This is a genomic window from Microbulbifer litoralis (genome assembly GCF_023634065.1).
Classification (GTDB): Bacteria; Pseudomonadota; Gammaproteobacteria; order Pseudomonadales; family Cellvibrionaceae; genus Microbulbifer; species Microbulbifer litoralis.
Window position 1 is genome coordinate 389,073 of the sequence record NZ_JALKCV010000001.1, and the last position, 25,869, is coordinate 414,941.

Sequence of the window (25,869 nt, forward strand, 5' to 3'; positions counted from 1 at the left end):
GTGACAGGATTCAGGTCGATTTGAAATGGAAGGATTTGGGCCGGGTGACATGTTCGTAACCGACTGAAGACAGCGTACAACCGCGCCCGGAATGCTTGATACCGGTCCAGGCCAGCGCCGGATCCAGGTAGTCGCAGCGGTTCAGGAACACGGTGCCGGTTTCGATGGCATCGGCAAGCGCCATTGCGGCCTGTTCGTCGCGGCTGTAGATGGCGGCGGTGAGGCCGAAGTCGCTGTCGTTGATCAGCGCCAGCGCCTCGCTGTCGTCGCGGACTTTCTGCACGCCGAGTACCGGGCCGAAGGATTCCTCGCGCATGACGCGCATGCTGCTGTCCACATTGGTCAGCAGTTGCGGCGCCATATAGGGCGTGCCGCGGCGGTCCAGCGAAAATGCACCGGTATCGATATGGGCCACGGCGCCGGCGGCGACGGCCTCGTCGATCTGTCCGCGGACAAAATCCGCCGCCTCGGCGCGCACCAGCGGGCCCAGGTTGGTATCCGGGTTGTCCGGGCGGCCGAGCCGGTAATCGCGCAGCAGCGCCGCGGCGCGCTCGACAAATTCATCGAATAGCGACTCGTGTACATAGGCGCGCTCGATACCGCAGCAGGACTGGCCGGAATTGAAGTAGGCGCCGTCGACGACGCTGGCCACCGCCTGCGGCAGGTCCGCATCGGCGCGTACATAGGCCGGGTCGACACCGCCGAGCTCGAGCCCCACCGGAATAAACCGCCCCGCCGCGGCGCGCTCCACCGCCGTGCCGGCCGCGACCGAACCGGTAAAGGCGATGTGGTGAATTTCCGGTGCGCGCACCAGCTGTTCCACGTCGCCGTGGCTCAGGTGCAGGTACTGGAAAACACCCGCCGGCAGGCCGGCCTCGGCAAAGGCCTCCACCATGTGCTCGGCGCACAGCGGCGTCTGCGCCGAGTGCTTGAGAATGACGCTGTTGCCGGCCAGCAATGACGGCACCACCGCGTTGACGGCGGTGAAGTAGGGGTAATTCCACGGTGCGATTACCAGCGAGACGCCCAGCGCCTCGCGGCGGATAAAGCGGGTGTAGCCGGGTTTGTCCGGCAACTGGATATCCGCCAGTGCCGACTCGGCGATATCCGCCATATAGGTGGCCCGCTCGGCAAACCCGAGAATTTCCCCGGAGGCGCAGCGGATCGGCCGGCCCATCATCCAGCAGAGCTCTGCGCCGAGCTTGTCCTTGCGATCGATCAGCAGGTTGACCGCCTGGCGCACTATCGCCACGCGTTCCGCCAGCGGCGTATGGCGCCAGGCGGGCTGGGCACCGCTGGCGGCGTCCAGGGCACAGCCTATCTGGTCGTGGGTGGCCAGGGGGCGCTCGACGTAGATGGAATTGTCGATTGGGGATAGGCACTGGAGTTTTTGCATGGAGTTCCGTTCCAGGGTTCATGGGTGATCGAGACAAGTTCGCGGTCTCGAGTCCCGAGTCCCGAGTCCAGATCAGATAATTTCGAAATAGCGATCCAGCTCCCAGTCGCCGACATGGCGGCGGTACTCGCGCTCCTCCCATTCGCGACTGGCGGCGAAGTGCTCGACGAAGGCATTGCCGAACAGTTCGCGGGCCGCTTCAGAGGTTTTCAGCCGCTGCGCCGATTCCCACAGGGTGCGCGGCAGCGCCAGTTCCCGCGGGTGTTCCAGTGCATAGGCGTTGCCGTCCACCGGCTCGCCCGGCTCCCACTGTTGCAGTACGCCGTAGAGCCCGGAGCCCAGCGCCGCCGCCAGCGCCAGGTAGGGGTTGGCGTCGGCGGCACCGAGCCGGTATTCGGTGCGCTGGGACTTGTCGCTACCGGGAATCACGCGCAGCGCCGCGGTGCGGTTTTCCACCCCCCAGGTGGCATCGGTGGGTGCCCAGAAGCCGGGCACCAGGCGCCGGTAGCTGTTGACGGTCGGCGCCAGCAGGCTCAGCAACTCCGGCATCAGCCGCTGCTGGCCGGCCAGGAAGCGGCGCTGCACGGCGCTGATATTCCGCGGCTGGCCGGGATCGTGGAAGGCGGACTTGCCGCTGTCGCGATCGCGCAGGGACAGGTGGATATGGCCACTCTGCCCCGGGTAATCGCCGGACCATTTGGCCATGAAAGTGGCCATCAGGCCGCGCCGCTGGGCCAGCACCTTGATGAAGGTCTTGAACAGGCCCGCCTTGTCCGCGGCCGCCTCGGCACCATCCACGGCGATGGCGGCCTCCAGCACGCCGGGACCGGTTTCGGTGTGCAGCCCCTCGATGGGAAAATCCATGCGCTCGGCCAGGTCGAGGATCTCCCGATACAGCTCCGCGTGTACCGAGTTGCGGATCACCGAGTAGCCAAACCAGTCCGGCGTGAACGGCTTCAGGTTGCGAAAGCCTTTCTCACGGGCGGAATCCGGGGTTTCGTCGAACAGGAAGAACTCGTATTCCAGCGACGCCAGCGGATCGAAGCCCGCCTCGCGGCATTTCTCCACCACCCGGCGCAGCGTCGCGCGCGGGCACACGGCCTCCGCGTGCTGGTCGAACTCCGCCAGGAACAGCAGCGTCGACTCCTCGAACGGCAGCTCGCGGCAGCTGTGCGGCAGTATCCGCACCGGCGCGTCCGGGTAGCCGGTGTGCCAGCCGGTATAGCGGGCGTTGTCGTAGAGCTGGTCCTTGACGTCCCAGCCCAGCACCACGTCGCAGAAAGAGAAGCCGTGCTCCAGCGAGGAGAAGAATTTGTCGCGGCTCATGTATTTGCCGCGCAGGACACCGTCGTTGTCGAACAGGCCGACTTTCACATGGCTGAGACTGCGCTCCTCGACGATGCCGCGGGCATCCTCGGCGGTCCTGATATCCCGGGGTTTCAACATGGCGGGCCTCGTTGTCGTTATCGCGAATTGTTGTTATCGCGAAGTCGCGGGGATGGGAGGATAGTCTTGGTCAGGATAGACCCGCTGGGGCGGCCGCGGGCGCGGGACAGGCGAAGGGATGGCGCCGCCTGGGCCGGAATTGCCGGTGGAGACGCGGCAGTCGACGGTTTTGCGCGACTTTCCGCAGGGCGGTCCAGGGTTTATAATCCGCGCTCCCGATTTTTCGTCCACTTTTTAATCAGGAACAGCAATGAGCTTCGATAAGATCCCTGCAGGTAAGGACCTGCCCAACGATATCAACGTCATCATCGAAATCCCGGCCAACCACGACCCGATCAAGTACGAAGTGGACAAGGACGCGGATGCGGTATTCGTGGATCGCTTCGTGGCCACCCCGATGTTCTACCCGGCCAACTACGGCTATGTGCCCCAGACCCTGTCCGAGGACGGCGACCCGCTGGACGTGCTGGTGGTAGCGCCCTATCCGGTCATGGTGGGCTCCGTGATCCGCTCGCGCGTGGTCGGCGTACTGAACATGACCGATGAGTCCGGCGTAGACGCCAAACTGCTGGCGGTACCGCACACCAAGCTGACCAAGCTGTACGACCACGTCAACGAAATCGGCGACCTGCCGGAACTGCTGATCAAGCAGATCGAGCACTACTTCGAGAACTACAAGGCGCTGGAAGCCGGCAAGTGGGTGAAGGTCGACGGCTGGGCAGACGCCGAAGCCGCGCGCAAAGAGGTACTGGCCTCCCGCGAGCGCTACCTGAAAGAGGAAGGCTGAACGCCGTCCGATCTGCAAAAGCCGGCCTCGCGCCGGCTTTTTTGTGCCTGTGTAATAAGAAGTGCGCCCATATTTCGCATCTTTCGCCGCCTTGATGGGCGCGCTCCGCTTTGCCCATCATGCGAAACTGGCATTACCACATGGCGGAATTCTAGTGGGCTGCTTGTAAAGTTCGGTAACAAAGGAGCACAGCCAAATCGTTCAGGTCAAGGCGAGAAAGCGCTGGAACTGCAGCGTTATTTCAAGCTTTCCCAACGCAGAGCTGGACGGTTTGGCGAAGCGAACTGTTACCTAACTTTGCGAGCGGCCCGCTAGGCGTTCTGCGCCGCCTGCGCCGAATCGGCCCGACTTTCCGAACGCGGGCTTGCCGGCGTTTCCAGCAGCCGCAACAGCGGCCGGCGCAGCAGCCACACCAGCAGTGCACCACCGCCGGCAATCACCGCGTGCAGGAACCAGAAACCGCCGGCCGGCAGGGTCTCGTAGAAGCGCCCGAGGAAACCGCTGAACACGGAGCCGAAAAACAGGCCAAGGTAGTAGACCCCCACCATCATCGCGTTGATCGACGGCGGCGCCGCGCGGGAGAAGAGCGCCAGTGCCGTGGGCGCCACGTACAGGTAGCCGCAGGCGCAGATAAAGTGGAACACCGCCGGCCACCAGAGTGCTACCGGGCCGCCGGCGGACAGCACATCGGCCAGGGACAGCCAGGCACAGGCCAGCGCGAAAATACCGCAGCCGATACCGATCTTGTCCAGGTCGCCGGGCTCGCGGCGGCGGTTGTTCTGGCGCCGCCAGAAAGCGATGATCGCCGGTGCCAGTACCAGCACCGCCAGCGAATCTAGGGACGGGAACCAGGTGACCGGCACCGTCGCGCCGAACAGCACCCGGTCGACGCGATCCTGGATCCACAGCACATAGGCATTCCAGACCTGGAACTGCGCTGTCCAGAAGAGTGCCGTGACCGCCAGCACCAACAGCAGGCCGACGATCACACGTCCCTCGCCCGGCTTCAGGCCATCGCCGCTGTCACTGCGGACCAGGTTGTCCGGCGGCAGCCGGTCGCGGCCGGCCAGGTAGATCGCGGTGCCGACCAGCATCCCCAGGCCGGCGACGCCAAAGCCGTAGTGCCAGCCGTAGAGTTCGCCCAGGGTGCCGCAGATCAAGGGTGCGATAAAGGCGCCGATATTGATCGACGCATAGTAGATGGAGTAAGCCGCATCCCGGCGCTGGTCATTTTTTTCATACAGGCGACCCACCTGCGCCGCCAGGTTGCCCTTGAGCAGGCCGCAGCCCAGCACCAGCGCCAGCAGTGCGAACAGGAAAGCGGATTCCAGGGCCATCAGGAAGTGCCCGAGAGACATGATGACCGCGCCCAGCACCACCGCGCGCCGCTGTCCCAGCACCCGGTCGCCGAGCAGGCCGCCAAAGATCGGCGCCAGGTAAATGAGGCCGCCGTAGATACCAAAAATCTGCGTTGCCAGCGCCTGGGTCGACAAGGGGCCGAACACGCTTTCCAGCAGCGCGCGAAAACCGGCAAAAGCGGCCACCTGCTCCACCGCCCCGGGGTGCAGCAGGTAGTTGGCCATATACAGCACCAGCAGTGCCTGCATGCCGTAGAACGAAAAGCGCTCCCAGGCTTCCGTGAATACGATGTAGCCGAGCCCGGTCGGGTGGCCGAGAAAAGTCCGCGGGGACTTTCCGGGAGCAGCGCTGGTTACAGTTTCAGGAGTCATGTCGAGCACCGATCGCGACCGCGGGCCGCGCCTGACAGTTTTTGACTCGAGTTTCGGTGGCCGGGGCGGCCCTTTGCGGGACACGCGGTGAATACATCCATGTACGCTCTAATCGACATCCCTGTCTCATAAGGTCCCGCAAAGGGCCGCCCCGCCCGGCTTTTTGCCGGTTTCCCAGTTCCGAAGCTCGAGTTGTGAAAATTATGCTATGTCCGGGCCAGGTGACAGGCGGCAGTCAAGCCAGCGCCTCCACCAGGGCATTGAAAAAATCGTTGTCCAGGATCGCCTCGGCACCGGTCGGTTTGGAGCGCGCGCTCCACACCACGGCGACAACTCGCTCGCGGCGATTGACCATGATGTGCTGGCCAAACAGCCCCCGTGCGCCGAAAGCACCGCGATTGGGGGAGCCGGCCGGGGCCGGAATCGGCCACCACATAAAACCGTAATTGACCGTCTCGCCGTTCACTTCCGCCGGCGCGCCGGCCAGGTCGAACCAACCTTCCGGCACCACCCGCTCGCCGTCGATGACGCCGTCGTTGGCGACGAACAGGCCGAAGCGGCCGTAATCGCGCAGGGTCGCGCAGATGCCGCTGCCGGCCACTTCCAGCCCGCCGGGGGATTCCAGCCACCAGTGGGCATCTGCCTCGGCGCCCATTCTCGACCAGATTTTCTCCGACAGGTAGTCCGCCAGCGGCCGGCCGGTGGCGGCGCGCAGCAGTGCGCCCAGCACATGGGTTTCGCCGGTGCTGTAATTCCAGGCGCTGCCCGGCTCAGCGGCGCGCGGCAGGCCCGCCATCAGGCCCAGGATGGCCCCGGGCTCCTGGGCGATCTGCAGTTCCAGCATGCGGCGGCGGTCGGATTCGGGGTCCGTTGGCGACTCGTTCCAGCGCACCCCGGAACACATCCGCAACAATTGCGCCACGGTGACATCGCCATAGGCGCTGTCGTCGAGTGCCGGCAGGTAGTGCCCCAGGCGGTCGTCCAGGCCGCCGATGGCACCGTCGTAAATGGCTGCGCCGGCCAGGGTCGAGCTGACGGACTTGGCCACCGACATCGACAGCCAGCGGCTGTAGTCCATATTGCCCATCTGGTAGTTTTCCAGCAGGACCCCGCCATCCTTCAATACCAGCAACCCGGCCACCCGGTTGCGCGACAGGTAGTCGTACAGGTCGAAAGTGCCACCGCGGGAGCGGATCTGCAATGGTGGAAATTCCGCGTCGCTGCGCTCCAGCGGCACGGCTTTCTCACCGCGGGCGATCCTGCGGGTCGGGAACAACAGGTCCGTATGGCGGAAAGTCTCCGTCTGCACATCGGGAAACTGGTGCCCGGAATAGATATCGCGGATCAGTTGCGGGGGGACCTGCCGTGTATTCATCGTATTTGCGTCGCTCTACAATAGCCCGAAATCGCGGGCGGTCTTGTCCAGGGCATCCCGGGTTTTCGCCAGCAGTTCGTCGATCTCTTCGCGGCCGATGATCAGCGGCGGGCAGGCCACCATGGAGTTGCCCACCGCGCGCAGGATCAGGCCGTTTTCCATGCAGTAGTCCCGGCAGCGCACCGCCACTTTTTCCTCCGCCGGGAAAAACTCGCGGGCGGCCTTGTCGCGCACCAGCTGTAGCCCCGCCATCAGGCCGGCACCGCGCACTTCCCCGACCAGCGGGTGATTTGCGGCGATCTCTTCCAGCCCGGCGCGGAAATACGGGCCGCTTTCCTCGCGCACCTTCTCCACCAGGCCCTCGCGGCGGATCAGTTCGATATTGGCGATGGACACACTGCAGGCCACCGGGTGACCGGAGTAGGTGTAACCGTGGGGCAGTTCGCCGCCGCCGTTGAGCGTCTCGAACACGCGATCGTTGAAGGCCACCGCGGAGATCGGCATATAGCCGGACGAGAGCCCCTTGGCCATCGGCATCAGGTCCGGCTGGATATCGTAGGTGTCCGATCCGAACCAGTGGCCGGTGCGGCCGAAGCCGCAGATGACCTCATCGGCCACCAGCAGGATATCGTGACGCCGGCAGATCCGCTGGATCTCCGGCCAGTAGGTTTGCGGCGGGTCGATCACCCCGCCGGCGCCCTGGATCGGCTCGCCGATAAAGGCCGCCACATTTTCCGCTCCCAGCTCGAGGATTTTCTCTTCCAGGTATCGCGCGCAGCGCAGGCCGAATTCGTCCCGGTCCAAGTCGCCGCCGCTGGCGTACCAGTGCGGGTGCGGAATATGCTCGAACCCCGGCAGCAGCGAATCGCCCATGGCGTGCATCGGCGCCATACCGCCGAGGCTGGTGGCGGCCAGGGTACTGCCGTGATAGCCGAGGGTGCGGCCGATAAACACTTTCTTCCCCGGCTTTCCCTGCAGCTTCCAGAAATGCCGCACCAGGCGCACGACGGTGTCGTTGGCCTCGGAGCCGGAGTTGGCATAGAAAAAATGATCCAGGCCGGATGGGGTGATTTCCGACAGCTGTCGCGCCAGCTCGATCTGGGGCGGCGTGGCGGTCTGGAAAAAGCTGTTGTAATAGGCCAGCTCGCCCAGTTGCTGCTGCGCCGCCTCGATCAGCTCCCGGCAACCGTAGCCGGCATTGACACACCAGAGCCCGGCCATACCGTCGAGGATCTTGCGGTTGTCGGTATCCCAGACATAAACGCCCTCACCGCGGTTGATCACCCGCGTGCCCTGCCGGTTGAGTGCCCGGATATCATTAAACGGATGGACGTGGTGACGCCGATCCAGTTCCTGCCATTCGGCAGTGCTTCTCGCGCTGTACAACATTTTTTTACCTCATACTGCATGCCGACAACGGCTTTTCCAAATTGAACCGGGCACCGAAAACGGGGCCTCCCTGCCCCGCCCGGCATCCTGTGCGATCAGTAGCGATAGGTGGTGGTAAAACCGATGGTGCGCGGCCGGAAGCTGGTGTTGGTAAACAGCGGCGAGGCCTGGAAATGGTGGAAACGGCTCAGGCCGTCGCTGGCGTTGGTCAGGTTGTCCACAAACAGCGACAGGTTCCAGTCGTTCATTTCCATCCCCAGGCGCGCATTGACCAGTTCGGTTTCCGGTACCGGCGGCAATTCGGGGTCGTAGCCGTATATATCCGGATTGGCGTCCTCGCCCTCGCCGGCGTAGGAGTAGTCCACGCGCAGGAAGGCGTCGCGCCCGGCGAACATGAAATCCTGCTGCGCGGACAGGGTCGCCATCAGCTGCGGGCCGTCGAACACCGCATCGCCCTTTTCGGCAATGACCACCCCGCCGCCGGAGATGGTTTCGTCGTAGGTGGCATCCGTGTAGCCGACACTCAGGGTTACGTTCAGGGCATCGGTGACCTGGCCCTGCAACGCCAGGTCGATCCCCTTGCTGGTGGCCTCGCCGGTGTTGTCGATAAAGCTGCTGCCACAGCTGTTCATCCAGATGGATGTCTGCATATCTTTCCAGTCGATCCAGTAGACATTGGCATCCACCTGCATGCGCCCGCCGAACAGGTAGTTCTTGGAACCGATCTCGTAGGACCAGACCGTATCGGAGTCATACTGGGTGGGCGTTTCCTCCAGGCCCAGTGCCGCCAGTTCCGCCTGGCAGGCATCGGTGGTGACCGCCACCTGGGCCTGGCCACCACCGGGGCGGAAGCCCTCGGCGGCGGTCACGTAGTACATATTGTCATTGTCATGCTGGTATGAAAGGCCGACTTTAGGCGTTACCGCCGTTTCCGAGGAGTCCTCGTCGGTGGTGAAGTCACCACCGGACCAGGGGCCGGTGCCACTCTGGAAATGCTCGACATCGAACTCCGCCGCGCGCGCCCCCAGGGTGAAGGTCAGCCGGTCGGTCAGGGCGACATCCATCTGGCCAAACAGCGCCTGCTGCTTGGTGCGGCTCTCGAAAGACGTATCGTAGATAAAGCCGTCCTCCAGGTAAGACCAGCCCATCGCATCGAAATCCAGGCCGAAGAAGTTGCCCAGCAGCTGCTCGTAGAAATAATCCTGGTTGCGCTGGCGCGCCGACTGCTCCTCATCGCTGTAGTAGTAGCCCAGCACCCACTCGAACTCGGCGCTATCCAGGGACTGCAGGCGGATTTCCTGGGTGAAATTCTCCTGCTGGTCGGAGAAATAGCCGGTGGCGATCTGGCCGTCGATGGTGACGTAAGGCTGGGTCGGGTTCAGCAGTGCGGAATCGAATCCAGTGTAGTCGCGCACTTGCTGCAGGTCGCGATCGAAATAGGAGGTGTTGGAAATCAGGGTCATATCGGGGAAGTCGTAAGTGAGCCCCACGGACGACAGCATATACTCGTCATCCACCGGCTGGGCCTGGACCTGGCCGTTGATAAACTCGCCCTCGTCGGGGTCCGACAGGGATTCCCAGTAACCGCTGGTATCTTCCACCTCGCTCTTCTGGTAGTAGATGGAGGGTGTGATACGCAGTTCCGGCACCGGCGCCCAGGTCACCGCCACCTTGGCCGCGCGCGCGTCCTCGCCGTTGGCATTTTCCTCCCCGCTGCCGTCGGCATGGCTGACGCGATCCACCCAACCGCCGTCGCGGCGGTACCAGGCACTGGCGCGGATACCCAGTACGTCTTCCACCAGCGGCGCACCGCCGGCGATACCTGTCTCGTAACTGGCGTCGCCGCCGTCGGTAAAGGCCACTTCTGAGCGGCTGTAGACCGACGATTCCGTCAGGCTCGGCTGCGGCGTGATAAAGCGCACCGCACCACCCTGGGCACTGGCACCGAACAGCGTGCCCTGCGGACCGCGCAGCACTTCCACCCGCTGCAGGTCAAAAGTGCGCGGGTAGACGTTGGCGGAGGAGAAGCTCAGGGAGCGGGACTGGATGGGCACGTCGTCGATATAGACCGCGGTGGTGGCCGCGCCGACGCCGGAGGAAATGCCGCGGATGGAAATCTCGGTATTGGCGCCGGAGAAATAACTCTGGCGGGAGAAATTCAGCCCCGGCGTCAGCCGCGCCACGTCCTCGACCGACTGGATGCCCTGCACATCCATTTTTTCCTGGCTCATGACCGCGACACTGGCGGCCACATTGCTCAGGCTCTCTTCGCGCCGGCTCGCGGTCACGATGACCTCTTCGATCGCGTAGCTGTTGCTGCCGGTGCTCTGCGCCGCCACCTGGGCGCTGATGGCACAGCTGATCGGCGTCAACAACGCGGACAGGCAGGCGAGTTTTGCGGCTGCTGATTGATGGTGTTTCATGTCGATTTCCCACTTATTATTAATCGATGGCGGATTGTGTTTTCGACTATAGGGCAGCCCGGCGGCGCCCAACCAGTTGCGAAATCCGCGCATCTTGTTGACTTTGAGTCACCACCGCTGGAGTGGAATTTATTGTTATCGGCCCGGACAGGCATCCGGGAAAATCGGGAATAAAAAAGGCCGGGCGAAACTGCGTACCCGGCCGGTCACAGGTACTACTTGGGGTTTACAAACTGACAGTCCCTGTAAAATAAATGAGTGCTAGTGGGCCGCTCGCAAAGTTAGGTAACAGTTCGCTTCGCCAAATCGTCCAGCTCTGCGTTGAGAAAGCTTGAAATAACGCTGCTATTCCGGCGCTTTCTCGCCTTGACCTGAACCATTTGGCTGTGCTCTTTTGTTACCGAACTTTACAAGCGGCCACTAGATCTTCTCGCCCAGCTGCTGCCACTGGCCGGGGTTGATCACCAGTTCATCCTCGCGGGAAAAATCCAGAACCAGCGGGAAGCGGCCGGGTACAGTAAAGCGCGTGGACGAAACCGGCTGCAGCTCCACCGCCTTGTCGCGGCCGATGGTGTAGGCATCGCGTTCGCCGATGGAGCGCGCGAACAGGCGATCGCCCTTGCGCTGCACCCTGAGGGTCACGAAGCGGCTGAAGTGGTAATCGCCCTGGTAGTCGCGCAGGACTTTTGCCGGCACCGGGGTGTCCTTCGCCGGCACCACCTGCGGCTGCTCCGGCACCGAGGACAGGATTGCATCCCACATCACCTCGGACGCCACCGCACCCAGGTCGGCTGACGACATGGCGTCGTCAGCGGTCGCTTCCATTTCGCCGGTGGATACGGCGTAGAGCACGTCGCCGTCGAACTGGGTCGCAAACGGCTGGATACCCCGCGACATGGAGGCGTGCACCTGTTTGGCGAGCCGCTGCAGTTGCGCGTGGGGCAGCTTCTGGTTCACCACCACCAGGCTGACGGTGGTGTTGTGGTTTTTGTTGCGGTCATCGGCGGATACACCGGCCCAGCCCTCGGCGCGGCTGCGCGGGAAATCCTGCATCAGGTCCGCAGTGCGCAGGTCTTCGGGCCAGTTCTTGCCGGGGTAGCAGGCCACGGTGTTGCCGTCGCGGTCGGTGATCACGCCGAGGGAATTGACCACGGTAAAGGCGGCAATTTTCAGGTCGCCCAACTGGCGGAAGGCACCGCCCTGGCCGGAGTGGGCATTGCAACCGAAGAAGACACCGCTCAACGCCATGCGCCCGGCACCGGCGGAGCCCTGCGGGAACCAGCCCGTCTCCGCCGCGCGGTAGGCGGCCTGGGCCAGGCGCTTGTCGGGATAGATTTCGTTGAGGCGGCGCGAGCCGAAGTCGTAGATGATCGAGCCCACCGACAGGGCGATATTGGGATCCTCGCCGAAGGCGTAGCCATCGCGCACACCGTCGTCCTTGAGCGCGGTGGCCACGGCGGTAGCGGTTTCCAGCCCGTACCAGGAGCCACCGGACAACACCACTGAATCCAGCTCCGGCAGGTCGTACCCCAGCTTCAGGAATTCCGCATTGACGGTGCCCGGTGCACCGCCGCTGACATCCACCGCACCCAGCACCTTGCGCTTGAAATGAAATACGGTGACACCGGTGGGACCGGCCGGGTATTCACCGGTGCCCACGCGCACCATCGGCCAGTCGAACTCCAGGGTTTTCTCGCCGCGCTTGTTGATCTCCATCGCCAGGCCGGACTGGTCGGCCCGGACAGCCGGAGACAGGAGAATCGCGGAAGCCAGTGAAGCGGCGACGAGCTGCCGCCCGCGCGCCCCGAGCCTGCCCAGGGCCATTTTCGCCGCCATCGGTTGAACGGGAATTCGCATATGCACCTCACTGCTGCTGTTTTATCGAGTTATGCCCCGATCATACGGACGGCCGAAGGCTTGGCAGAAGATGACAAATGCGCAAAGTGCGGTGCGCCAAAAGCACCACTGTTGAAAAAGTGGCTTAAAAAGAGGGTTTATTAGGACAGAATTATCGAAGACACGCCATAAAACACAGGCGCCGTCACTCAGGCGACCACATTCTGATCGCCTGGTGACTCTGAAGCAATGGTTTTCAGCAGCCATTCGCGAAAGCGCTGCACCGGCAGCGCGTTCCAGCGGTCGCTCCTGGCCATGAAGAGATAGGCACCGAGCGGCACCCGCTCGAAGCCGGCCAGGCCCGGCCCCACTTCCACCAGTTGCCCGGACTGCAGGTCTTCCGCGGCGACGAAATGGTTGGTCAACGCGATGCCGCGCCCGCGCCGGGCCGCATCCAGCGTCAGGTGCCCGTGCCACAGGCGCGGCCCGGACAGCTCCAGATCGCTGCCGAGACCGTGGGCCTCGAGCCAGGCCTGCCAGCTGTCGTAGCTCTCCTCGTGCAGCAACTGATGGTACAGCAGATCCCGCGGATGCTCGATCTCCGGGCTGCGGGACAGGTATCCGGGGCTCGCCACCGGTACGGTCGGCGGCCGCGCGATCTCCGCCGTGCGCACACTGGGCGGCAACTGCAACTGCGGCCCGTAGGCAGGCGCGAAGCGGATATCCACATCCGCCTCATGGCGCTCGAAGTCCGGAATCGTATCCGCCGGTCGCAGCTCGATATCCAACACCGGGTTGGCGCTCTCGAAGGCCTCCAGGCGCCCCACCAGCCACTGCAGCGCGAAGCCGGGCATGCACCAGGCGTACAGCAGATGGTCGTCATTGCGCTTCATCAGCTCGATGGTTGCGTTGGCGATCGAATCGATCGCCGCCGATACCTGCTTGTGGTAGCGGGCACCGTCCTCGGTCAGCACCGCACCCGCCGGCGTGCGCTCGATCAGGCGGCAGCCAACCCGGTCCTCGATGGTACGCAGGTGGCGGCTGATCACCGCGTGGTCCCGGCACAGGTACTGGGCGGCCTTGCGCACGCCGCCGAGCCGGGCAACGATATCGAATGCCCGCAGCGCCTCGAAGGGCGGCAGTGCCTTGCGGGACGGCAGGTGCGAAGTGGCCGATGCGGGGCGGAGGCCTTCTTCTGACATGGGGATTCCTCTTGCACACAGCCGGGGACAAGGGGGCCGACTACTGTACTCGAGGCTGCCACACCGCTTTTAAAACTGTCAAGAAAGGGTCAACAATGGGAGGCCCGCCCCTCTGGCAGAGACATGGGCGGGGCCGGGCCCGAGGGCCCGGAGGGCGCCGCTATGACTGCGGTTCCGCAGACATCAGTTCCAGAATCGCCGCGGCGCCGCGCTGTGGCGAGCCGGACAGGCCGGCCATGATGCTCTCGCGGTCCACTTCGCCCTTGTCCTGGTTGAGCCGGCGCACGCCCTCGATGCGTTCACCCACAAAGCGGAATGCCAGCACACCCTCGCTCAACCGCTCCACCAGCGATTCCGGGGCCTCCGACAGAGTCCAGGGACGCTCCCCATCCCTGTGGGCCAGGGCCTCCATCTGCTCGATGCTGCGCCGCAGCACCGACATTGTCTCCTCCCGGTCGCGAATTGCATTGAAATAGCCGCGCAATTGCACCGACAGGTAACTCCAGGTGGGAACCCCGGGCCTGTCCCGGAACCAGCGCGGCGATATGTAGGCATCCGGTCCGCAGAAGAGCGCCACCGCCCGCTCGCCATCCTCTATCGCTTCGCAGTGGGCGTTGCGGCGGGCGATATGGCCGATAAAGTTGAGCCCGCCGGATTCCGGTTCGTGAAACAGCGGCGTGGCGGTAACCCGCAGATCGCCGCAGGCGTTGGAAACCAGCTGCGCAAAAGGCTGCCCGGCGACGAACTGCAACAGTGCCTGCCGTTCGGTAAACCCGTAGTGGGCGGGGGCGAACAGTTTCTCCCCGACATCCCGCCAGGCCCCGGTCCTCTCTCTGTTATCGGTCGACATTACCTCTCCTGTCTACTGCCATTGCGGGCGAACCCCTTATACGGCAGCAGATTATGACAATCCCCGCTTTCCGGGGAGATGCCTTTACCGGTGTGTGCGGTGCAGCGGGGGCACCGTGGCCGCCGGGTCCCGAGTGCGGTTACCCCACCCATTATCGCGGCAAAAAAACTGGCGGGTTTCTATCGCGGCCGGCGTTTACCCCTGTTGCAGGCCGGGATTTTCGCCTGCGGAACAATCGAGAAGTTTCATCGATGCCAATAACAATAGAATGGAGAAACCCGATGCACAGTCTGCGTCTTCCATCGCACCGATTGCACAAGCCCCCCTTCCTCCCAAAAACCCTGCTGGCCACTGCCGTGGCACTGCTGTCCGCCAGCTCACTGGCGCAGGAGAGCGACACCGTCGAGGAGGTTGTGGTCACCGGCATTCGCGGCAGCCTGCAGCAGTCGCTGGACGTAAAGCGCGACGCCACCTCCATTGTCGACGCCATCAGTTCCGAGGATATCGGCAAGTTTCCGGATAAAAACGTCGCCGATTCGCTACAGCGGGTGCCGGGGATTTCCGTCGACCGCATCTGGGGCGAGGGCCGGGATATTTTCGTGCGCGGTACCGACAGCACCCTGAACCGCACCCTGATGAACGGCCAGAACGTGGCCTCGGCCTACTGGTGGGCCAACGATAATCCCAGCCGCGGCTTCAACTATTCGATTCTCGCCTCGGAGCTGGTGTCCTCACTGGAGGTCTACAAAAGCCCGGAAGCGCGCCACGATGAAGGCAGTATCGGCGGCATGGTGAATGTGCGCACGCGCAAGCCGATGGACCTGGATCCGCTGACCGTGAACCTGTCCACCGAGGGCGTCTACAGCGACCTGCCCGGCGAGTGGGATCCACAGGTATCCGGCCTGCTGAGCTGGAAGAATGAGGCGGAGACTTTCGGCGTGCTCGCATCGTTCAACAACCAGGGCCGCACCATGCGCCGCGACGGCCTGGAGGTGTTTCCCACCAACGACCTGTACACGGTCACCGACCAGCACGGCAACACCACGGACAATGTCTATGTGCCCTGGGGCGGCGGCTCGGCCATTTTCAACCAGGACCGGCAGCGCGACACCGCCAATATCACCCTGCAGTTCCGCCCCGGTGAGCGCTGGGATACCACGCTCAACTATGTGTCCTCCGATATGGAAATGGACAACAGCAACCAGAACTACCTGTTTGTGGCCGGTGGCTACAAGATTCCCAACGGCGATGCGGTCACCGACCCGGTATTCATTCCCACCAGCGACGGCAATCGGGCACTGGTGGGCGGCACCATCGAAAACCCGGACAGCATCGGCGTCGCCGACGAACCGATCGTGCGCGACTCCTTTGTCGAATCCGAAGTGCTGGACCTGGCCGCCGACTACGAGGGCGACGGCTGGCAGCTGCACCTGCAGGCCGGCAGCACCAGTGCCGAGGGTGGCAGCAGCAAAGACCGCAACTACTGGTTCGAGGGCGAGAGCGCCGAGGACCTGAACTTCGGCCCCAACACCAACGAATTCAGCTTTCCCGGCATCGACCCGCTCGACGGCACCGCACTGCACCTGAACGCCGCCAACCTGCGCGACTGGGTGCGGGTCATGGAAGACGACGAGAACTACTTCCAGGCGGACGGCAATTTCGATCTGCAGCTGGGCTTTATCACCGCGATCCGCACCGGCCTCAAGTTCCGCGATCACACCATCGAAAACAATCGACAGAACGGCTCAGTGGACGTCACCAACCCCGCCATCGCCGAACAGGTGGCGGCGCTGAATGCGATCACGCTGGCGGACGTCTCCAGCGGTCCCAGTCCGGCACTGCACGGCGAGGCCGCCAGCGCCGGCTCCCTGACCCAATACGCCTATATGGATATCGGCCTGGCGCGGCAGAAAATCGACAGCATCCTGGACAGCGGTGCCATGACCTACGCCGAGGACACCAGGGCCTACTACAAAATCAACGAGGAAATCACCGCGGGCTATGTGCAGGCGGAGTTCGAGCGGGGCCGGTTGCACGGTAATTTCGGCGTGCGCCTGGTGGAAACCGACCAGACCTCCAACGCCTATATCGACGGCGAGCGCGGCTCCGTCGGCCGCAGCTATCGCGAGGCGCTGCCCAGTGTGAACGTGATCTACGACCTCGGTGAGGACATCATACTGCGCGCCGCCGCGTCCCGCGCCATGGCCCGCCCCACCTTCCAGAACCTCAGCTCCAATATCGTCATCAACGCCACCAGCGGCACCGCCACCGCCGGCAACCCGAAGCTGGACCCGATATTCGCCGACCAGTTCGAGTTCGGCGCCGAGTGGTACTTCAGCGATGCCAGCCTGCTGGCCGCGACCTATTTCAACAAGGACCTGAGTACCTTCGTATTCCAGGACACCCAGGTGGAGGAAATAGACGGCGAGCGCATCAACGTCACCCGCCCCTACAATGCGGACAAGGGGGCGGATATCCAGGGTATCGAGCTGCAGGTACAGCACGATTTCGGCAGCGGTTTCGGCGCCCTGGCCAACTACACCTGGACCGATGCCGAGGTACCGGCGAACGAAGACGGCACCCGACTGGAACTGCCGGGCAACTCCCGCGACCAGTTCAACGCCTCCGCCTATTATGAAAATGCGGACTTCAGTGTGCGCCTGTCCTACAACATGCGCTCCGAGTCCTACGGCGGCCTCACCTCCGGCTCGCAGCTGGTCACCGACGAGTACGACCAGTGGGATGCCACCGCCAACTGGATGGCCACCGACAATGTCGATATTTTCCTGACCGCGGTCAATCTCACCAACGAGGTCATTTACATGCGCACCGCCGACGGCATCCCGGTGGGCTTCTACGAAAACGGCCCTCGATACAGCCTGGGCGCGCGCCTGTCCTTCTGACAACAGGCATCGATGTTGTCACCTTCCTGGGCGCCCCTGCGGGCGCCTTTTTTATGTTCTGCACCGCACACTGTTGACGCAATAGGACAGTCGACCTAACATCTAGGACAAACGACCTAGCCCGGATATTTCACTAGGGGCCACGATGATCGCGCCGAGATCTGTGCGCTCAGTGCATTTTTGTGGCGTACATGCATGCTTACTGCACGTATTAGCCGCAAAAATGTGCTGAGCGTGCAGAGATCAAGCGAGGGCGTGGCCAGCGTTGGCCGGTGACAATCTGTCCCCGCGGAGATCCCTGAAAACATTAACGAAAACATAGAGTTACGCTGAATACTAAGCGGCCTGGTGAAATATCCGGGCTAGACGGACAGTCAACGAGGGAGACAGCCATTGAGCGGCAAACCGACCCGGGAACAGATCATCGAAACCGCGGACCGGCTGTTTTACCAGCAGGGCTTCGAGCACACCTCCTTTGCCCATATCGCCGATGCGGTGCGGATATCCCGGGGCAATTTCTACTACCACTTCAAATCCAAGGACGAAATCCTGTCCGCGGTGATCCGCCACCGGCTGGCCAATACCGGGAAAATGCTGGAGAGCTGGCAGGCGCAGGCGGATACACCGCGGGACAGGATCCGCTGCTTCATTCATATCCTGCTGGTCAACGGCGACAAGATCAGAAACTATGGCTGCCCCGTGGGCACCCTGAGCAGCGAACTGGCCAAGCTGAATCACTCGGCACAGGGCGAGGCCAACGAGCTTTTCACCCTGTTTCACGACTGGCTGAAATCGCAGTTTGTGCAGCTGGGCCACAGGCGGGATGCCGGCCAGCTGGCTGCCCACCTGCTCAGCCGCAGCCAGGGCGTGGCCACGCTGTTCAACGCCTTTGGGGATGAGAAGTTCGTCCGGCGGGAGGTCGGGCAGATGTGCGAATGGCTGGACGATATAACCAACCAATGACAGGAAGGAGACTGCCGTGTTTATCGTATTGCTGAAGTTTTCCGGAAATCGCGAGCGTATGGGCGAGTTTATGGAGGCGCATAAAAGCTGGCTGAAACAGGGGCTCGACGACGGTGTATTCTTGCTGGCGGGAAGCCTGCAGCCGGCCCGGGGCGGTGGCATCCTGGCCCACAACATTTCCCGCGAGGACCTCGAGACGTTCGTCGATAGCGATCCGTTCGTGACCGAACATATCGTCACCGCAGAGATTCTGGAGATCAGCCCGTCGAAAACGGATGAGCGGCTGGCTTTCCTTCTCGACTGATCTCCAGTTCAGTTTCAATTTTCAACAGGGAGCGTCGCAATGAGCAACCCGATCCCCGGCCCCGACGGCAGACTCCGCTGCGGCTGGTGCACCGTCACCCCGGAGTTCTTTGATTACCACGACAAAGAGTGGGGTTTCCCGGTGGCGGACGACCGCCGCCTGTTTGAAAAACTCTGCCTGGAGAGCTTTCAATCCGGCCTCAGCTGGCGCACCATACTGGCCAAGCGGGAAAACTTTCGCGAGGCTTTCCACCATTTCGATTTCGAGCGGGTGGCGCAATTTACCGCCAGGGACGTGGAGCGGCTGCTTCGGGACAAGGGGATAATCCGACACCGCGGCAAAATCGAGGCGGTCATCAACAATGCCCGGCGCGTCCGCGAACTGGTGCAACAGGAGGGGTCGCTGGCCGCCTATATCTGGCGCTACGAACCGGCGGAGGACGCGTTGGCCCCACCGCAGACCGCCTCCACCTCCGCCGCGTCCATCGCGCTGTCGAAAGACCTGAAAAAACGCGGCTGGAAATTTGTCGGCCCCACCACCGTCTACGCATTCATGCAGGCGATGGGCCTGATCAACGACCACGCCGAGGAATGTGTCAGTCGCATCGAGGCCGAGCGCCTGCGCAAACGTTTCAAGCGGCCCTGTTAGAGTAGAGTGGGCAAATAACGATGCAAGTACAATTGCTCACACCGGAAAGTGAAATCGATCCGGCCGCCAAAACCCTGTTGCAGCTCCGCCCCCAGTACAACCTCGAGCAGATCAAGGCACAGATCCGCAAGCAACAACAGGGCGGCTACCAGCTGGCCTGTGTGATCGAGGGCGACCGCGCCCTGTGCGTGGCCGGGTTTACCCTGGGCGAGAAACTGGCCTGGGGAAAGCACATTTATATCGACGACCTGGTTACCGATGAAAACTGCCGCTCCACAGGCGCCGGGCGCCTGCTGATCGAATGGCTGAAAGGCTATGCAAGGGAAATCGGCTGTGGTCAGATGCATCTGGACTCCGGCGTACAGCGCTTTGCCGCCCACCGTTTTTATCTGCGCGAGGGCTTCGATATCGCCAGCCATCACTTTTCCATCGCGGAATTGTGAACCGCCGGGGAATCAATCCCGGCCGGGCAATACCAGGATCCGCTGTTCGCTCTTATTGATCCGCGCGCCGAAACTCTCCTCCAGGGCAAAGGCCAGTGCGTCGGCGTCGCCGATATTGAACACACCGCTGATCCGCTCCCCGGCCAGTTCGTCGCCCACCAGTACAATCTTGCGAGTGGTGTAGCGGTTGTATTCGACCACTGCGTCGTCGAGCCGGTCGTTGTCGAAATAGATCCTGCTGGCCTGCCAGGCGGTCACTTTTTCCAGGTTGACCGGTGCCACGCCGCTGTTGTCCTGCGGCTGCTCCGGGCTGTAGCTGAAGCCCTGCCCCGGCAACATCCTGGCGAGGGAGCGGCGATTGCCCGCCGCGTCCCCGGCCCGCACTTCCACCACGCCCTGGGTGACCGCCACGCGTACGTCGCCGGCGCGCCGGGCCACATTGAACGCCGTACCCAGCGCCCGTACCTCGCTGCCCTGCACATTGACCACAAACGGCCTCTGTGGATTTTTCGCCACCATGAAGAAGGCCTCGCCGCGCTCCAGGAATAGCGCGCGCAGCCCGCGGGTATAGCGCACCCCCACGCGGCTGTCGGTGTTCAGCATCAGCGTGGAGCCGTCTTCCAGGTGCACCACACGCTGTTCGCCGATCTGTGTCTGGTAGTAATCCACGGCAAAATACTGCTGCAGCCACGTTGCCGCCAGGGCCAGCAACATGACGGCCGCCACCTGCAGCAACGCCTTCCAGCCGAAGGCGCGCCGCCGGAAGCGCCGGCGCACTGCCGCCGTTTCCGCCCGCAAATCCCCATCGTCGGCCAGGAAGCCGGTCATCAGCGAAAGCTGGCGGCAGTTGGCATAGGCGAGCCGGTGGCGCTCGTCCTGGCGCAGCCAGCGATCGAGCGCGCGCTGCCCGGCGGCACTCAATGCGCCGCCGTCCTCGCGGGCCACCCAGTCCGCGGCCGCTTTCTCTATCGATTCGTCCGTCATATCATCGACGCGCTTCATAGGATATCGCTCAGCTCTCTCTGCAGGTGCTCCATCGCCCTGCTCATATGCCGCTCGACACTGCGCGTACTGATCGACAGGGTCTCGGCAATTTCCGGATAGGTCATCTGTTCGAAACGACTCAGCAGGAACACGCGGCGCACCACCGGTTTCAGCTCCAGCAGCGACTGTTTCAACCTGCCCAGGTTCTGCTGCCATTCGGCGGCTCCCGGCGGCGAGGGGGTACGGCTTTCGTGCTCGCTGTCGTCGTAGCTGTGGTGCTGCTCGCTGCGGCGGCGCAACTGGCGGCGCAGGCTGTCGCGGACCAGGTTAGTGGCCACGGTGTAGATGTAGGCCCGCGGGTTTTCCCGCAGGTGCTGCAGGCTCTCCTGTCGCAACAGCTTGACGTAGGTTTCCTGCAGTATCACTTCCACATCCTGCCGCCCACCCGGCAGCATACGGGCGATATAGCGGCACAGGGCCGCGCTGTGCGCAGTGTACAGTTCCTCGACATAGGCCCGGTCGCCGCTGTCCGCGGGCTCCGGCTTGCTGCTCACAAGGCGCAGGTTTGCTTTGGATACGGCCATCGATCCCCCGTCGGACAAACGCTTCCCCATAAACGGCCTAAACGCCGGATCCGGCATTTCCCCGACAACTTTTTCAAAATGATTCTTATCTTCCGGCACCGCGACCGGACCGCTTGCGGGCGCGCAATCAAATCGAGTATTTTCTGGGCGTTGGCCCCGCAGCCGGGCCACCCTACTCGAACGATAATAATGACCAGACCGCCCGCTCCAGCCTCAAAGGCAGCCCTGCGCACAGCCGCGCGCGGCGCCCTCTTTGCACTGTTGCTCGCCAGCACAGGCGCCGACTGTGTGGCCGCCGGACCGCGACCGCCGGCCACCGCCCTGGAGCCGGTCGACTTCGATATCGGGGCACAGCCCCTGGATCGGGCCCTGCGCCTGTTCGCCGAACAGGCGGACCTGCAGATTCTCTATCGCACCGACATACTGCCCCAGGGGAACTGCCTCCCGGTTCAGGGCCGGCTGCCGCCCGACGTGGCCCTGCGCCGATTGCTCGACGGCAGCCAGCTCGATTTCCGTTTCGGCAGCGGCGGAACCCTGGTGGTGCGGCCCGGCACCGCGCCCCGCGCCGTACCGGAAACCTCTGCCGAGCCCGATGGCGGGCCGCGGCGCACGCTGGAGGAGACCTATGTCACCGGTGTGCGCGGCACGCTGGAGCGCAACCTGGCGATCAAGCGGCGCAGCGGCAACCTGGTCGACGTTATCACGTCCGAGGATATCGGCAAGTTTCCGGACAGAAATGTGGCCGATTCGCTGCAGCGCATCGCCGGCGTGTCGGTGGACCGGCTGTGGGGCGAGGGTCGCGACGTCAATATCCGCGGCACCGACAAGGATATCAACCGCACGCTGCTGAACGGCCAGCATGTGGCCTCCGCCTACTGGTGGGCCAACGACAACCTGAGCCGCGGCTTCAACTATTCCACCCTGGCCTCGCAGCTGGTGCAATCACTGGAGGTACACAAGACACCCAGCGCGGACCTGGACGAGGGCAGTATCGGCGGCACGGTGATCGTGCGCACCCGCCGGCCGCTGGCCATGGACCCACTGGAGACCCATATTTCCTTCGAACAGCAATACAGTGAACTGGCGGACGCAATGGCGCCCCAGGCGTCCCTGTTGAGTAGCTGGAAAAACGCCGACGGCAGTCTCGGCCTGCTGGCATCGATCAACCACCAGCGGCGCCGCAGCCGCCGCGACGGCCTGGAAACCTTCGCCGACAATACCCTCTACCGGGTGACCGATACCGACGGCAACAGCCGCGACGATGTGTACGCCATCTGGGGCGGCGGCAGCGCCCTGCTCGAACAGGAGCGCGCCCACACCACCGCCAACCTGACCCTGCAGTGGGCACCGGGGGAGCGCTGGGACAGCGCGCTGAACCTGGTGCGCTCGGAACTGGATATCGACAACAGCAACCACAACTTCCTGTTCTCCCCCGGCGGCTACAAGCTGCGCGAGGATCCGCCGGCCGCGGTGGAACAGCCGCGCTATATCTCCGCCGACGACGGCCACCCGGTGCTCGCGGGCGGCACCCTGACCAACGCCGATTCCACCGGGGCACTGCTCGACAGCATCCAGCGCCGGGCCTATATCGATACCGCGGTCAGCGACCTGGACATCCGCTATCGCGGCGACACCTGGACCGGTCACCTGCAACTCGGCAACACCCGGGCCCGCGGCGGCACCGATCGCGATCGCCTGTACCGCTTTACCGGCAACAGCCGGGTCCGCTTCCGGCTGGATCGCGATGCGCTGGAAGTGGAATACCTGGACCTGGACCCGCTCGATGCGGCGAGCCTGGACAGCTTCTCGCCGGTCTCCCGCGACTGGATCCGCGCGATGGAGAACCGCGAAAACTACAGCCAGCTGGATTTCGAGCGGCAGTTGCCGGGCGCATGGCTGAGTGCAGTCAGGTTCGGCTTCAAATACCGCAACCACGCGGTGGAGAACAACCTGACCGTCGGCAGTATCGATACCAGTCACCCGGACTGGGCCATATTGCGACGGGTTGGTCTCGATCGGGTCAGCGGCGGCCCGGGGCCGGAACTCAACGCCCAGGCGGCCAACAGTGCCACCCTGACCCGCTACGCGATCGCCGATCCGGCGCTGCTGCAATCGGTCATACAGCCGCTGTACGACCGCGGCCTGATGCAGTACCGCGAGGACCGCAACGCCCATTTCCGCATTCGCGAACACAGCCTGGCGGAATATATCCGGCTCGATTTCGAACGCGGCCCCTGGTCGGGCAACCTGGGCCTGCGCTCGGTGGCAACCCGCCAGCGGGCCAGCGCCTACCGCGAAGACCGGCTGCAGACGGTGCGCAACCGCTATCGGGATACGCTGCCCAGTGTGAATATCCACTATCGCGCCGCCGAGGATCTGTCGCTGCGCGCGGCCCTGGCGCAGGTGATGGCGCGACCGAATTACCAGGACCTGAGCCCGGGTATCATCATCGATCCGACCAGCGGCTCGGGTGCGGCGGGCAATCCCGACCTGGAGCCCTACCGCGCGGACCAGTTGGACCTGAGCCTGGAGTGGTATTTCGCCGAGGCCTCGATGGCCGCGGCCACGCTGTTCTTCAAGGACATATCCACCTTTGTCTATCCCCACGTGGCGAAGGAGCAGGTGAACGGGCAGGCACTGTATATCACCCGGCCGCAGAACGGGCCGGGGGCGGATATTCGTGGGCTCGAGCTGCAGTGGCAGCAGGACTTCGCCAACGGCTTCGGCCTGCTGGGCAACTACACCTATACCGATGCCGGCGTCCCCTCCCCCGACGGCGGCCGCTCACTGGAACTGCCGGGCAATTCCCGCAGCCAGTTCAACGCCAGTGTCTATTTCGAGAAACGGCGCTTCAGCGGCCGCCTGTCCTACAACTACCGCTCGCGCTCCTACGGCGACATTGTGGCCGGCTCCCAGAGCGAGACCGCCGCCTATCGCCAGTGGGATGCCAGCCTGCAGTGGGCGCTGAACGATTACACACAGCTGACCGCGGAGGCGGTCAACCTGACCGATGAAGTGATCACTATCCGCAGCGCCTCAGGGATTCCGCAGGGATTTTATGAAAATGGGCGGCAGTTCAGGGTAGGGTTGCGGTTGGAATACTGAGCCGCGCTGGGCGGACCAGGCTCCTTTAGTCAGCAGGTGGGCATTGTGTTGCAGGGACATACGTTATATTCGCCCTATTGTGGCACCTGCTGCCGATGCGAAGGCGCTGCTGCCGTCACCGACTCATCTAATGACACAGCGAGTCAAACAACGAACACAGGATTCCCCCGAACTGCAGAAAAACCTAATTGACCTGCCAATCCGGAATATCCACCATCACCGGCTGCTTCCGCCGATGCTCGCCCTCTTCAACCAGATTGCCCTGCGCCGGTTTCAGGCTCAGGTGATCCACCGAAACCTGCACCGCTTCTTTTCGCTCGCGCTCGTGTTCCTTGACCAGGTTGCCCTCCATCGGCGCCAGGCCCCAGTCGCCGCCAGCCGCTGCAGCGGGCTCTGCTGCCTGCGCTTGCGGTGCCGCGGGTTCGGCCTCCGCGGGCGGGGGTGGCGGTGCCGCGGGCTCGCCCTCGGCCTTCAGTGCGGCCTGCGCGCCCAGTTTGGCCAGCGTCGCCTGCAACTGCTCCGCCTTCGCTTTCGGCAGGCCTTTCTTGATCGCCAGCGGGCGGCCACTGAACAGTTTCTCCACTGCCGCCGGGCCGGCCTTGAACAGGCGCGCGAGGTTCGCCTTGACATCGCCGGCGGTGTAGCCGGGCAAAAGGTCCCCGCGGAAAATCACACTGTAGGTGGGTTGCGACATGGCATTGCCTCTTTTTGTTTAAGCGTCGTCTGAATCCAGCGACTGATCCATGGTGTAGGCGGGTACCGCCGCACTTTTACTGCCGACGATACGCGCCGGCACGCCGGCCACCGTCGAGTGTTCGGGCACATCCCGCAGCACCAGGCTGCCGGCCGCCACCTTGACGCCCGCCCCGATCCTGACCGGGCCGAGAATTTTCGCCCCCGCGCCGATCATGACCCCGCGGCCGATCTTCGGGTGGCGGTCGCCGCCGCCACTGCCACTGCCGCCCAGGGTCACCGAGTGCAGTATGGAAACATCGTCCCCGACGACACTGGTCTCCCCCACCACCAGGCCGGTGGCGTGGTCGATCATGATACCGCCGCCGAAGCGGGCCGCCGGGTGAATATCCACCGCAAACTGCTCCGACACGCGACTCTGGAAATACAGCGCCAGCGTGTGCCGCCCGTTTCGCCACAGCCAGTGGGCAACGCGGTGGGACTGCAACGCGTGGAAGCCCTTGAAATACAGAAACGGCGTCAGGTACTGGTCGCAGGCCGGATCGCGGTCATACCAGGCACAGATATCCTCGCGCATCCTGCGGCCGATTTCCGTGTCGCGTTCGAGCGCGCTGGCGATCACTTCCTGCAGGGCGGTGGCCGTCAGGGCGCTGTGGTCCAGCACCGACGCCAATTGATAGGCGAGCGCGTCGTCCAGGGACTTGTGGCGCAGCACGGTGTTGTGGAAATAACTCGCCAGCACCGGCTCGCCCGCGGCGGCTTCGGTGGCCTCGGCGCGCATGGCGCCCCAGATATCCCGCTGTTCGAT

The 25,869-nt window shown here is 63.6% G+C and carries 20 protein-coding genes; 7 read left to right on the forward strand and 13 right to left on the reverse strand.

Going from position 1 to position 25,869, the window contains the following annotated elements; genetic code table 11:
* Positions 1–10 precede the first annotated feature (10 nt).
* Both MWN76_RS01550 and MWN76_RS01555 read right to left on the reverse strand, forming a co-directional pair.
* Positions 11–1,396 (reverse strand): aldehyde dehydrogenase family protein, encoded by a 1,386-nt coding sequence (locus tag MWN76_RS01550; protein WP_250458778.1) that lies wholly within the window; start codon positions 1,394–1,396, stop codon positions 11–13.
* 72 nt (positions 1,397–1,468) lie between these two features.
* The gene (locus tag MWN76_RS01555; protein WP_250458779.1) at positions 1,469–2,842 is read right to left on the reverse strand and encodes a glutamine synthetase family protein; all 1,374 of its coding nucleotides are present in this window, start codon (positions 2,840–2,842) and stop codon (positions 1,469–1,471) included.
* A gap of 250 nt (positions 2,843–3,092) precedes the next feature.
* Here MWN76_RS01555 and ppa point away from each other — a divergent pair, with 250 nt between their 5' ends.
* Positions 3,093–3,629 (forward strand): inorganic diphosphatase, encoded by a 537-nt coding sequence (gene ppa / locus MWN76_RS01560; protein ID WP_250458780.1) that lies wholly within the window; start codon positions 3,093–3,095, stop codon positions 3,627–3,629.
* A 311-nt stretch (positions 3,630–3,940) separates the two neighbouring features.
* Here ppa and MWN76_RS01565 read toward each other — a convergent pair whose 3' ends face one another.
* From MWN76_RS01565 to MWN76_RS01595, 7 genes are all read right to left on the reverse strand, one after another.
* Entirely contained in the window at positions 3,941–5,359 is a 1,419-nt protein-coding gene (locus MWN76_RS01565) for a peptide MFS transporter (protein ID WP_250458781.1), read from the reverse strand.
* A gap of 235 nt (positions 5,360–5,594) precedes the next feature.
* Positions 5,595–6,734: a serine hydrolase domain-containing protein gene (locus tag MWN76_RS01570; RefSeq protein WP_250458782.1), complete on the reverse strand. Its 1,140-nt coding sequence runs from the start codon at positions 6,732–6,734 to the stop codon at positions 5,595–5,597.
* A 15-nt stretch (positions 6,735–6,749) separates the two neighbouring features.
* Positions 6,750–8,123, reverse strand: coding sequence for an aspartate aminotransferase family protein (locus MWN76_RS01575; protein WP_250458784.1), 1,374 nt, complete (start codon positions 8,121–8,123; stop codon positions 6,750–6,752).
* 95 nt (positions 8,124–8,218) lie between these two features.
* Positions 8,219–10,546 carry a TonB-dependent receptor gene (locus MWN76_RS01580; protein ID WP_250458786.1) on the reverse strand — a complete coding sequence of 776 codons (2,328 nt, stop codon included), beginning with the start codon at positions 10,544–10,546 and terminating at the stop codon, positions 8,219–8,221.
* Between the two features lie 420 nt (positions 10,547–10,966).
* Positions 10,967–12,403, reverse strand: coding sequence for a P1 family peptidase (locus MWN76_RS01585; RefSeq protein ID WP_250458788.1), 1,437 nt, complete (start codon positions 12,401–12,403; stop codon positions 10,967–10,969).
* Positions 12,404–12,591: 188 nt separating this feature from the next.
* Positions 12,592–13,584: a LysR substrate-binding domain-containing protein gene (locus MWN76_RS01590; protein WP_250458790.1), complete on the reverse strand. Its 993-nt coding sequence runs from the start codon at positions 13,582–13,584 to the stop codon at positions 12,592–12,594.
* Between the two features lie 160 nt (positions 13,585–13,744).
* Positions 13,745–14,434: an FMN-binding negative transcriptional regulator gene (locus tag MWN76_RS01595; RefSeq protein ID WP_250458792.1), complete on the reverse strand. Its 690-nt coding sequence runs from the start codon at positions 14,432–14,434 to the stop codon at positions 13,745–13,747.
* Positions 14,435–14,715: 281 nt separating this feature from the next.
* Here MWN76_RS01595 and MWN76_RS01600 point away from each other — a divergent pair, with 281 nt between their 5' ends.
* From MWN76_RS01600 to MWN76_RS01620, 5 genes are all read left to right on the forward strand, one after another.
* Positions 14,716–17,337: a TonB-dependent receptor gene (locus MWN76_RS01600; RefSeq protein ID WP_250458794.1), complete on the forward strand. Its 2,622-nt coding sequence runs from the start codon at positions 14,716–14,718 to the stop codon at positions 17,335–17,337.
* A 393-nt stretch (positions 17,338–17,730) separates the two neighbouring features.
* Positions 17,731–18,300, forward strand: coding sequence for a TetR/AcrR family transcriptional regulator (locus MWN76_RS01605; RefSeq protein WP_250458795.1), 570 nt, complete (start codon positions 17,731–17,733; stop codon positions 18,298–18,300).
* Between the two features lie 16 nt (positions 18,301–18,316).
* On the forward strand, positions 18,317–18,604 hold the full coding sequence (locus MWN76_RS01610) for a YciI family protein (RefSeq protein ID WP_250458797.1): 288 nt from the start codon (positions 18,317–18,319) through the stop codon (positions 18,602–18,604).
* Positions 18,605–18,643: 39 nt separating this feature from the next.
* Positions 18,644–19,252, forward strand: a complete 609-nt coding sequence (locus MWN76_RS01615) for a DNA-3-methyladenine glycosylase I (protein WP_250458799.1) — start codon at positions 18,644–18,646, stop codon at positions 19,250–19,252.
* 20 nt (positions 19,253–19,272) lie between these two features.
* On the forward strand, positions 19,273–19,695 hold the full coding sequence (locus tag MWN76_RS01620) for a GNAT family N-acetyltransferase (RefSeq protein WP_250458800.1): 423 nt from the start codon (positions 19,273–19,275) through the stop codon (positions 19,693–19,695).
* Between the two features lie 12 nt (positions 19,696–19,707).
* On the opposite strand, the gene MWN76_RS01625 is transcribed toward MWN76_RS01620, so the two are convergent.
* Both MWN76_RS01625 and MWN76_RS01630 read right to left on the reverse strand, forming a co-directional pair.
* A complete protein-coding gene (locus MWN76_RS01625) occupies positions 19,708–20,697 on the reverse strand; it encodes a FecR family protein (RefSeq protein WP_250458801.1) in 990 nt (329 codons plus the stop codon).
* Entirely contained in the window at positions 20,694–21,263 is a 570-nt protein-coding gene (locus MWN76_RS01630) for an RNA polymerase sigma factor (protein ID WP_250458802.1), read from the reverse strand. The genes MWN76_RS01625 and MWN76_RS01630 overlap by 4 nt, the downstream gene beginning before the upstream one ends.
* 189 nt (positions 21,264–21,452) lie before the next feature.
* Here MWN76_RS01630 and MWN76_RS01635 point away from each other — a divergent pair, with 189 nt between their 5' ends.
* Positions 21,453–24,368 carry a TonB-dependent receptor gene (locus tag MWN76_RS01635; protein ID WP_250458803.1) on the forward strand — a complete coding sequence of 972 codons (2,916 nt, stop codon included), beginning with the start codon at positions 21,453–21,455 and terminating at the stop codon, positions 24,366–24,368.
* A 184-nt stretch (positions 24,369–24,552) separates the two neighbouring features.
* On the opposite strand, the gene MWN76_RS01640 is transcribed toward MWN76_RS01635, so the two are convergent.
* Together MWN76_RS01640 and cysE are read right to left on the reverse strand one after the other, a co-directional pair.
* Positions 24,553–25,062: a hypothetical protein gene (locus tag MWN76_RS01640; protein WP_250458804.1), complete on the reverse strand. Its 510-nt coding sequence runs from the start codon at positions 25,060–25,062 to the stop codon at positions 24,553–24,555.
* 18 nt (positions 25,063–25,080) lie between these two features.
* Positions 25,081–25,842, reverse strand: a complete 762-nt coding sequence (gene cysE / locus MWN76_RS01645) for a serine O-acetyltransferase (protein ID WP_250458805.1) — start codon at positions 25,840–25,842, stop codon at positions 25,081–25,083.
* Between the last annotated feature and the right edge of the window lie 27 nt (positions 25,843–25,869).

Bases quoted from the DNA above. Each gene is read 5' to 3' on its own strand.
- MWN76_RS01550 (WP_250458778.1), bottom strand. From the start codon at position 1,396: ATGCAAAAACTCCAGTGCCTATCCCCAATCGACAATTCCATCTACGTC.
- MWN76_RS01555 (WP_250458779.1), bottom strand. From the start codon at position 2,842: ATGTTGAAACCCCGGGATATCAGGACCGCCGAGGATGCCCGCGGCATC.
- ppa (WP_250458780.1), top strand. From the start codon at position 3,093: ATGAGCTTCGATAAGATCCCTGCAGGTAAGGACCTGCCCAACGATATC.
- MWN76_RS01565 (WP_250458781.1), bottom strand. From the start codon at position 5,359: ATGACTCCTGAAACTGTAACCAGCGCTGCTCCCGGAAAGTCCCCGCGG.
- MWN76_RS01570 (WP_250458782.1), bottom strand. From the start codon at position 6,734: ATGAATACACGGCAGGTCCCCCCGCAACTGATCCGCGATATCTATTCC.
- MWN76_RS01575 (WP_250458784.1), bottom strand. From the start codon at position 8,123: ATGTTGTACAGCGCGAGAAGCACTGCCGAATGGCAGGAACTGGATCGG.
- MWN76_RS01580 (WP_250458786.1), bottom strand. From the start codon at position 10,546: ATGAAACACCATCAATCAGCAGCCGCAAAACTCGCCTGCCTGTCCGCG.
- MWN76_RS01585 (WP_250458788.1), bottom strand. From the start codon at position 12,403: ATGCGAATTCCCGTTCAACCGATGGCGGCGAAAATGGCCCTGGGCAGG.
- MWN76_RS01590 (WP_250458790.1), bottom strand. From the start codon at position 13,584: ATGTCAGAAGAAGGCCTCCGCCCCGCATCGGCCACTTCGCACCTGCCG.
- MWN76_RS01595 (WP_250458792.1), bottom strand. From the start codon at position 14,434: ATGTCGACCGATAACAGAGAGAGGACCGGGGCCTGGCGGGATGTCGGG.
- MWN76_RS01600 (WP_250458794.1), top strand. From the start codon at position 14,716: ATGCACAGTCTGCGTCTTCCATCGCACCGATTGCACAAGCCCCCCTTC.
- MWN76_RS01615 (WP_250458799.1), top strand. From the start codon at position 18,644: ATGAGCAACCCGATCCCCGGCCCCGACGGCAGACTCCGCTGCGGCTGG.
- MWN76_RS01620 (WP_250458800.1), top strand. From the start codon at position 19,273: ATGCAAGTACAATTGCTCACACCGGAAAGTGAAATCGATCCGGCCGCC.
- MWN76_RS01625 (WP_250458801.1), bottom strand. From the start codon at position 20,697: ATGAAGCGCGTCGATGATATGACGGACGAATCGATAGAGAAAGCGGCC.
- MWN76_RS01630 (WP_250458802.1), bottom strand. From the start codon at position 21,263: ATGGCCGTATCCAAAGCAAACCTGCGCCTTGTGAGCAGCAAGCCGGAG.
- MWN76_RS01635 (WP_250458803.1), top strand. From the start codon at position 21,453: ATGACCAGACCGCCCGCTCCAGCCTCAAAGGCAGCCCTGCGCACAGCC.
- MWN76_RS01640 (WP_250458804.1), bottom strand. From the start codon at position 25,062: ATGTCGCAACCCACCTACAGTGTGATTTTCCGCGGGGACCTTTTGCCC.
- cysE (WP_250458805.1), bottom strand. From the start codon at position 25,842: ATGCGCGCCGAGGCCACCGAAGCCGCCGCGGGCGAGCCGGTGCTGGCG.